This window comes from Vibrio sp. D173a, assembly GCF_030248475.1.
Genome location: NZ_JAHGAH010000087.1, coordinates 1 through 8,754, shown reverse-complemented (window position 1 = coordinate 8,754; position 8,754 = coordinate 1). Strand labels below are relative to the sequence as shown.

Genomic DNA, 8,754 nt, shown 5'->3' with positions numbered 1-8,754 from the left:
AAGAGACAGGCTTTTGCGGGTTTATTTTTGACTTCTGCAAAACAAAAAACCGCCCGATAAGGGCGGAAAGTCAGCTAGGCGACTGAACAAACAAAGGAACTTTAAATACTAAGACCAACTCACTTCACACACTAAGCCACTCTCATATTCATTTCTCAGGTCGATACCCGTTCGATAATCGACGATATCTTCAATAGTGAGTACTGGCATTCCATGACGCCTTGCAAATTCAATGGTCTCTGGCAGTTTCGCCATGGTTCCATCAGGGTTAGTCAGTTCACAAAGGATCCCTGACGGGACTAAGTTTGCTAGATACATCAAATCGATCGTACCTTCGGTATGACCTCGACGGGCCAACACGCCATTTGTTTTCGCAACCAGTGGAAAAACATGGCCTGGTCTTGCTAAATCTTCTGGTTGAGCATCAAAATAAGTGGCCGTTTTGACCGTTGTAACGCGATCTTTCGCAGAGACCCCTGTCGTCACCCCTTCTTTCGCTTCAATCGAAACCGTAAAAGCGGTCTGGTTTTTACTGCGATTATCTTTCACCATAGGAGGAAGCTCTAACCAATTGGCGCGTTCCTCCGTTAAGCACAAACACACGATGCCACTGCATTCACGAATCATGAGTGCCATTTGCGCTTCGGTAAGATGCTGTGCAGAGAAGATAAGGTCGCCTTCGTTCTCGCGATCCTCATCATCCATTAATAGAACACCAAGGCCATTTTTCAGAGCCTCAATCGCTCTTTCTACCCTTTGTACTGGAGTGCCAAACTCATCTAGTAGTGACGTTGAGCTCATAGTTTCTTCTCCTTGATAATGATTACAAATAAGCGAACGCGTCCGCGTAAAGTTGCTCTGGTTCTGCCCCTCTTTTGTCACAGAACCAATCACGAGCCACTTCAACCATTTTGCAAGGACCACACAAGTAGATATCGAACTCAGATAAGTTACGGAAATCACTCATCACACACTCCAACACCTTTCCTTGCTTAGCGTATTGGGGACAGGTTGATATTTCAGTGACTGGCACGTAACTGACGTTTTTGTTTTCAAGCGCAATATCCACCAGTTCGTCATGTACATACAGGTTATCCATATCCTTAGCGCCCCAATAGACGTAAATCGGCTGGGTAAACCCTTGCTCCAAGCTATTTTTCAAAATACTTAGGGTGTAAGACATTCCGGTCCCGCCTGCGACCAATAACAAGGGTTTGACACTCTCATCACGCAGCCAAGCGTCGCCTCGCGCCTCACTGACTTCAACCATGTTGCCGCAGATCCACGAATTGGTGAGTTCTTCCATCACAAGCGTATTTTTCTTGCTGATATCTGAGCCACCAATATGGAGTTCTAAAAACGCACCATTAGAAGGACATGAGGCTATAGAAAACGGTAAACTACCAAAGCTTAAACTGACGTTAATGTACTGCCCTGCCCTAAATTCAAAAGGATGATCTGGCTTGAGCAATACTCGGAATATGAGGTTAGTTAACGGCTCAATTTTTTCTATCGAACATAACATGTCAGTTGCCTCCTTCATTCTTAGCTGTAAATGCTTGAGACATACTGAGAGCACACCCCTTCATACCCCGCGTCTTAACTCTTCTAACGATCTCAACGGTGGTTCCCGGGCGATCGCCTTCTTCTTCTCGCACGATGCCGATGTCATCCGTCACTAGAAAGCATGGATAGCTGACCGCCGAGGCATCCATATAGCTCATCAGTCCTGGCTGACCATGCGGAAGCGGCTTTAATGTTTTAGGAGCCAGAGCTCTTGCAAAGACCCAGGGCGGTACACGCTTTTTGTGTTCTGTATCTTCAAAAAAGCAGGTGTTCAGTTCAACTTGATTAAATGTGTCTCGAATCTGCTCTGCGCTTTTTAAGGTAAAAGTCTCACACAAAAGTTGGTTGAACTCGTCTCTATCGAGCGATTGATCCTGATGTTTTTTCCAGCCGCCGCCAGTGATGATGTAAAGATCGCGACCACCATTGAAAGTTTGACCTTGCTCGCGCATGAAACAGCACAGTAGATAGATAAAATAAGGAGGGCCGATAAGACAAATAGTTTTACCAGACTGCTTAATACGATTCATATTAGCTAGCGTCGCCTCAAAGTCGATCTCATCCTCAGTGACAGTAAATGCGGTCGGATAAAGGAGCTCAACTAAGCTCATGACGTACTTGAACCAAATATTGTTGGCATTAAAGCGATCTGGGCCTAAGTTCACCAACTCCATCTGATGGTCAAACCAATCACCAACGTAATTCATACCGAAATTTACTGAGCCAAGAAGCCGCTCAATACTGAGTCTATCTCGTGCGACAATACTTTTGATGCCACTAGTACCGCTGCTAGTAAAGCGATTCTCAACCTCGTCATCGTCAAGTGTTAATAGGGTCTTCAACTTAAAAATAGAAGTAGGGAAAACGGGGATCTCGTTGAGATCTTCCACCACCTCCCCGACTCCCTGCCTTTGGCAGAACTGACGATAGTCATCATTATTGTGGTAATGATATTGATATGCCCCTTTAACAAGGCGAGATGTCAGCTGTTTTTGTTCCTGCAATGACCACTGCTGAGGAGTTCCCATGAAAATCAAGTCATCGATTTCTGTGCTCGCTGCGATATTTTCCTGCTTAACCGCTGAAAGTACTTCCATATAAATGCCTCTATTAGTTAGCGCTATCGCGCGAAAAGAATGGTGATATAAGGGGCATCGCTGCCCCTTCAGCATCGTTTAAACGTTACGAGTGGTATTTGACGATGTTGGCGTTTACCACATCAATAACCGCTCTTTGCTGCGCTTTATCTTCCATCGACTCAAAAGACATCAATAGGTCCGCGGCACCACAACACTCAATCGCAACTCGCGCTGCCTGAGTACTTTCTTCATAAGTACCGATGGCATTTTCTGACAACAGCTCTACCATTTTTTGCTCAAAGTCGGTATTTGGGTAAGATTCACGGACAAACTCTTCCAAATACACGCGTGCTTCTGCCCTTGCTGCTTCACCATCTACATTTTGGTTGACCAGCAGCGTCAGCTTGTGTCGAACCTGACTAACATCGACACCATGTGCCTGAGCAACTTCGTGGTACAAACCGGCGTATTCTTTTCTTTGCGCGTTTGAGTCGTCCCATTTAAACACGAGTGGAAGCCCTAACTTAGCCGCCCATTCAACCACTTCTTTGCTCGTCGCATTCACAAATTGCGCAGGACCGCCTTCAGTGTACGCGTGTGGGTTAACAGAGATTTTAGGAAAACTATAAAAATCATTGTTTGGATGGCAGTACCCAGTAGTGAATGCATCATTGATGATCTTGTGACACTCACTGAACAACTGAAACTGAGAATCCGTTGGTCGATTAAAGAAGCGCATATCTGCACTCTTTTCACAATCACTAAAGCCAAAGACAAAACGGCCTTCACTCATTTGGTCGAGTAGACACGCTTCTTCCGCCACACGTACTGGATGATGTGTAGTAATAACGTGATTCAACGAAGCCACTTTGGCGTTCTTTGTCATACCAAGTAAAAAACCAGCCACTGTTAATGGGGCACCAACCACACCATTGTTCGAGAAATGGTTTTCGTAAACAGCCAACGTGTCAAACTTCAACTGATCTACGTAATGTGCGGTATCTAACATTTCTTCGATGACTTGATCAGAAGAACGCTTTGAATTCATAAAATTGAGGAAGAATAATCCAAATTTCATGTCTCTTTCCTTTTAGAAAATATTAATTACTGTTTTTCTTTGAGATATGGCATCACATCAGACTGGAATAGCTTCATAGATGCGATAATTTCTTCTTCAGAACCGTTTGCTTCAAAACCACAACAAATATTGTTAATACCCGTCGCATCGATATCTTGCTGGATAATCGCGATACACTCTTCAGGCGTTCCTACTGGGTTGATTTCGTAGCTGTAATCAATTCGGCGATTGGTGTCTTTGTGGCCTTTCAAGACAAAATCACGCCATTGACCTTTATTGAAGTCGTAGCCTTTTGTTTGGTCAGAGTCGTCAAAAATCTTTGTGGCATTCACGTATGAGTCGTACCAATGACCCAAGAAGTTGCGGCAAATATCTTTGGCTTTATTTGAGTCATGATCGACGGAAGTGATGTAAGACAAACAGTGGTCAATCTTAGTCACATCGTAGCCATGTTCAGTCGCGACTTCATTGTAAAGATCAAGCTGCGCTTTCTTCTCGTGAGTGTTGATGATCCAGCTTAGAATCATTGGTAGGCCACGCTCTGCAGCCCATTCTGTCGTTGATGCTGACTCCGCGACGACATAAACAGGAGCGCCACCTTGTGTGTAAGCCGATGGATTCAGTTGGATTTTCGGGAACTTAATATGTTCGTTATCCGCCGCGATATAGCCTTCATTGAAACCTTCTTTCATCAAGTCATACCAACAGTTCATTAAGGCTCGGCTGTTATCCATGTCTGTACCAAAGACACGGAAATCTTTGTCGTACAAACCGCGACAAATACCAAAACGGAATCGTCCTTTTGACATTTGATCCAGTAGGTTTACGTCTTCTGCTTGTCGAACCGGATGGGCAGTCGGCAATACAATAGCTGCGGTGCCAACATTGAGCTTTTCTGTTGCCCCTAACAGGTGTGCGGCAGCAACATAAGGATTCCCTAACAACCCAAATTCAGTGAAGTGGTGCTCTAGTAACCAAACAGTGTCGAAACCACAACCTTCAGACGCTTTGCCCAGATTAACCAATCGCTTCATCACTTCGGTCTGAGATAGCTCAGGTGGCTGATAAGTGAGAAGGAAGTTTCCAAATTTCATAACATTTCCTTATTTATTGGTATTACGATAAGACCTAAGCCATTTCTGGCGTACGGCTTTCAATTTCCGCTTTCAAGCGACGTTCATTCACAGTCGCGATGGTGAGTTGTTCAAAATCAGGCTCGATAAAGTCGACGTCGATTTCTAAGCTGCCTCCATCCATTGCGATGGCGGCTTTGGTGACGGATTGATAGAAATTACGTAACACGACCAAGTTTTCACCCAAGTCATGAGAGCTACCAAGCAAGGAGTAGAGCTTGCAATGCCCACTGCGGATATGCGCTAACATGTCATAAACTTCTTCTTGCTTAACCCAATCATCGTTGTTAGCGGTAAAGGCGATTAAAGGAACCGAGGTATTGGCTACTTTGTCGAGAGTAGAATCTAAGGTATCCCAGTGATGCTCGAAGCAGTCGCGAACGAACACTTCAGAACCAAGCTTATGGCCTTCAAAATCAAGATCGTTTGGTAGCTCATCGATAGGTAAACTGAGGTAATCAAAACCAAGCGCTTTTTCTAGTGTGTCACGCAAGTTCACCACACCAACCGCAGTAATCAGAAAAGACAGCTCCAGATCAGAGATAACTTCATAGGCGACACGAGCTGAGAGACTTGCCGCAATCAAGCCAATGTTTTGTGTACCCTTGGTCTGCAGCCAGTGATAAACAGTACACAAACTATTTTTGCCCGTCGTCATGGTGAATTCATCAATCGAACCCGAGCTGAGCCCTACATGATGAAGAGAGTCATAACGGAACACATGGAAACCATTTTCAGATAGATATTCGGCTAACCCAGCAAAGTGATCCATTCTTCTGGCAAAACCAGAAGCAATTAAAATGGTGCTATTTTTAGAAGGCACATTTTCTTTTGGGGGCGTTTCCCAGACGTGAAGTTCCTGACCATTGTTCACGCGCAACACGTGTGCAATAGTCTTGCATTGATTATTCATTGTAAATTTCCTTATTTAAGGGACGAAAACCAAGAATTTATCTTCTTCAAGAAAGCGGGTTTGCTCTATTTCGACAGATACATCCTTAGTGGTGAAGTTATATGGTCTTTCATGAGAGACAAATCGAACTAAACGTTGAAGTGGACGCATTGCATCATGTGCGCCACCAGCTCTAAATATATTATTCATCCCAGATTCAACGATTCTTTCTACTCCTTTTGCGGCGAATGCATCTCGATATTTCTTGGAAGACTCCCATGGATAAAAAGAAATCGTTTGTGTTTGATGTTTCTCTATATATTGAACAACATCATCAACCTTATTTATTTTGTGGACATAAACGCAACGACTTAATGGATGGTTATATTCAACACCGGGCTCTGACTCGATGATCATCCAATTATTTTCCGGTTCTGATATAACTTTCAACCCAGAAAATTGACACTCAAGACGAGTCATAGAAAATAAAGCTTCATCATCAAAATTTTGCTTTGATTTTGGTAAAACTTCTTGATAAAGATTCAGTTTTTCAACAAGTTTCGATTTAAATTCTTCATAATTATCTCCAGAAAAGTAAATATTCTGAGTAGAAAAGCAGGCATTTTGGTCATAAAAGCAAATATCATGAGCAACACCCGAGGCGGCTTCTTCTAGATCGACTGGATGGTCAAACACGGTAAAACTCTTCTTTGGACCAAACTTCAAAACATCGATGTGTGAAGGAGAATGCTTAACCGCCCAATCAATGGCATCTCGCCCCCCCCAAGCAACCACTGCATCCATATGATTGAGTAACTCTTCAGCGAGTGTCGTATCCGATGCATGAGGCCAATACAATACGGAAATAGAACGAGAAATAGGATGGTTGGGATCGACGTCAATAAAGCTCATCGCTAGCGCATGGGCAGTAAATGGATCCGATGCTGACATTCTCACAATACATTGGTTTCTCGTCAGTATGCCTCGTAGTATTGAGGTCACACCGGAGAGAGGAACATTCCCCGCAAGCAAATGCATCGTGCGTCCTTTAGGAAAAGCCCTCACATAACACTCACCCTGCGGTAACCATTCATCTTGTATATGCGTAGAGCCAAGTTCGGTATCAATAATGTCGTAGAGCGCACTCTTAGAGCAAAGGATCATTGCAATCCAATTTGCTTCGAGTTTCGCCATTTGTGGTGAATACCCCAAATAAGTAATAAGAGACCGAATATATGCCCTTCTTCTTGAATACTCTTCGCTCTTCCAACGCTGCCCTGTTGTATAAAGAAAATTGATGATGTTATTTATATTTAGATCATTTAAATAATCATGAGTCACCATCTGAGTTAAATGAACATGATTAAAGGAATCAATCTTAACTTTTTTTTCTTCAAAACTGATCTCAAATCGATTTTCTTCAGTAAAAACTATTTGCCCATTTATTATTAAAGGTAAGTGTTTTTCCATATCAAGAGCTTCTCCTTTGAATTTGAAAAAACACTAGTATCTTGGGTTATTTTTTTAAAGTTAATTAATAACTTTTAACCAGACTTATTAAGCAGATCAAACTAATGACAAGCATTATAATTTAATCTAATTATAGTTTACTTTATTTATAATTAGCCATAACATTTAACAAACAACAAAATTTCAAACACTTTAGTTTCTTATTTTATCAGTGCGATTAAACACTAAAGCAACCATACTCATAAATATTGCATAAATTATTAATGTTATTTGTAACACTATAAATAAGTAATGGTATTTAAGTGGTTGCTGCTACTAGAGTTAATTGTAATTCTTCAATAATATCCTCTCACCTAGATAGCACTTTCAGTGAAAAAGTATGGACTTCATAAGAAACCACAATTGGGACCGTTCCTAGATACGTGCGAGCTAGATAGGTGACGGGGTACGTGCGCAGATCTTGGCAAGACAGCGGTTTTGAAAACCGCTTAAACCGAGTGTCATTTTGAGATTCATATTAAAAATAGTGGTGAACGTATATTTAAAGTATTGATATGCCAAACGTTACCGGTTGGCTTACGAATCCCCTCATAATTTCTTTGTAAAACAATGAGTAGACGCACATCGTCCCGTCTGATCTAATGAATTTCGCCAAAAACACACCTTGCCAAAGGGATAAGTAGGAGCTCCTAACGATGCGCGATATTCAGATTCTACAACAAATACTTTCTCAACAGTGCCCAAGCATTCACAAAAAACGTCTGAATTCTCTTATGCTTGCAACTGAGACCGTTCTCGATGGAGCCGAACTGACCTTAACCAAAATTGGTAGAGCGCTTGACTGTAATACCACGGTTAAACACTCCATTAAGCGTATCGATCGCTTGTTAGGAAACCATCACCTTCATAAAGAAAAAGATATTGTCTATAAATGGCATGCCAGCTTTATTACGCAAGCTAACCCATTCCCTGTCATCCTCATCGACTGGTCTGATGTTAGAGAGCAGCTACGCCACATGACTTTACGCGCTTCTGTTGCGGTGAAAGGTCGAGCTGTGACCGTCTACGAACAGGCCTTCGAATACAAAAACTACAATTCACCCAAGTCGCATCAGCTCTTTTTGGACAAGCTTAAGAATATCCTCCCTGAGGGATGTGTACCTATCATCGTCTCTGATGCTGGCTTCCGTAACACTTGGTTTCGACAAGTCGAAAGTATGGGGTGGTTCTGGTTGGGACGTGTTCGAGGAGAAGTGTCGATCAAACTACCCGAGGAAGACTGGTGTTGGAATAAAACGCTTTACCCAGCAGCAAACAGCAAGGTTCGTTATCTTGGGGAATGTGAACTGGCCAAACGCTCACCATTAAAGTGCTGTGCTGATCCGCACCAGCAGTTTTGGACACCAAGTTAAGTGAGTACAATCACTAACGAGGTGAACCATGACAAGCAAGAAAAAACGAATTATCCATTCTCCTGAATTTAAAGCAGAAGCCCTGAAGCTAGCAGAGAAAGTGGGCTAGCAGAGAAAGTGGGAG

At 42.7% G+C, this 8,754-nt stretch carries 7 protein-coding genes and 1 pseudogene; 1 reads left to right on the top strand and 7 read right to left on the bottom strand.

The genetic code is table 11. The features are described from left to right. Window positions 1-108 precede the first annotated feature (108 nt). From ribB to KIV40_RS09995, 7 genes are all read right to left on the bottom strand, one after another. The gene (ribB, locus tag KIV40_RS10025; protein ID WP_038888442.1) at window positions 109-801 is read right to left on the bottom strand and encodes a 3,4-dihydroxy-2-butanone-4-phosphate synthase; all 693 of its coding nucleotides are present in this window, start codon (window positions 799-801) and stop codon (window positions 109-111) included. Window positions 802-823: 22 nt separating this feature from the next. Continuing rightward, window positions 824-1,525, bottom strand: coding sequence for an NAD(P)H-flavin reductase (fre, locus tag KIV40_RS10020; RefSeq protein WP_285348978.1), 702 nt, complete (start codon window positions 1,523-1,525; stop codon window positions 824-826). Window position 1,526: 1 nt separating this feature from the next. Next, a complete protein-coding gene (locus KIV40_RS10015; protein ID WP_285348976.1) occupies window positions 1,527-2,663 on the bottom strand; it encodes a long-chain fatty acid--CoA ligase in 1,137 nt (378 codons plus the stop codon). Window positions 2,664-2,748: 85 nt separating this feature from the next. Beyond that, window positions 2,749-3,723, bottom strand: a complete 975-nt coding sequence (locus KIV40_RS10010) for an alkanal monooxygenase (protein WP_012129720.1) — start codon at window positions 3,721-3,723, stop codon at window positions 2,749-2,751. A gap of 26 nt (window positions 3,724-3,749) precedes the next feature. Then, the gene (locus KIV40_RS10005; RefSeq protein WP_285348973.1) at window positions 3,750-4,817 is read right to left on the bottom strand and encodes an alkanal monooxygenase; all 1,068 of its coding nucleotides are present in this window, start codon (window positions 4,815-4,817) and stop codon (window positions 3,750-3,752) included. A 34-nt stretch (window positions 4,818-4,851) separates the two neighbouring features. Continuing rightward, a complete protein-coding gene (locus tag KIV40_RS10000) occupies window positions 4,852-5,769 on the bottom strand; it encodes an acyl transferase (protein ID WP_038888448.1) in 918 nt (305 codons plus the stop codon). Window positions 5,770-5,784: 15 nt separating this feature from the next. Then, complete coding sequence (locus KIV40_RS09995; RefSeq protein ID WP_285348970.1) at window positions 5,785-7,218, bottom strand: aldehyde dehydrogenase family protein; 1,434 nt, start codon at window positions 7,216-7,218, stop codon at window positions 5,785-5,787. A 695-nt stretch (window positions 7,219-7,913) separates the two neighbouring features. On the opposite strand from KIV40_RS09995, the pseudogene KIV40_RS09990 reads away from it, so the two are divergent. After that, window positions 7,914-8,591: pseudogene (locus KIV40_RS09990) on the top strand (IS4 family transposase); the annotation flags it as partial. Between the last annotated feature and the right edge of the window lie 163 nt (window positions 8,592-8,754).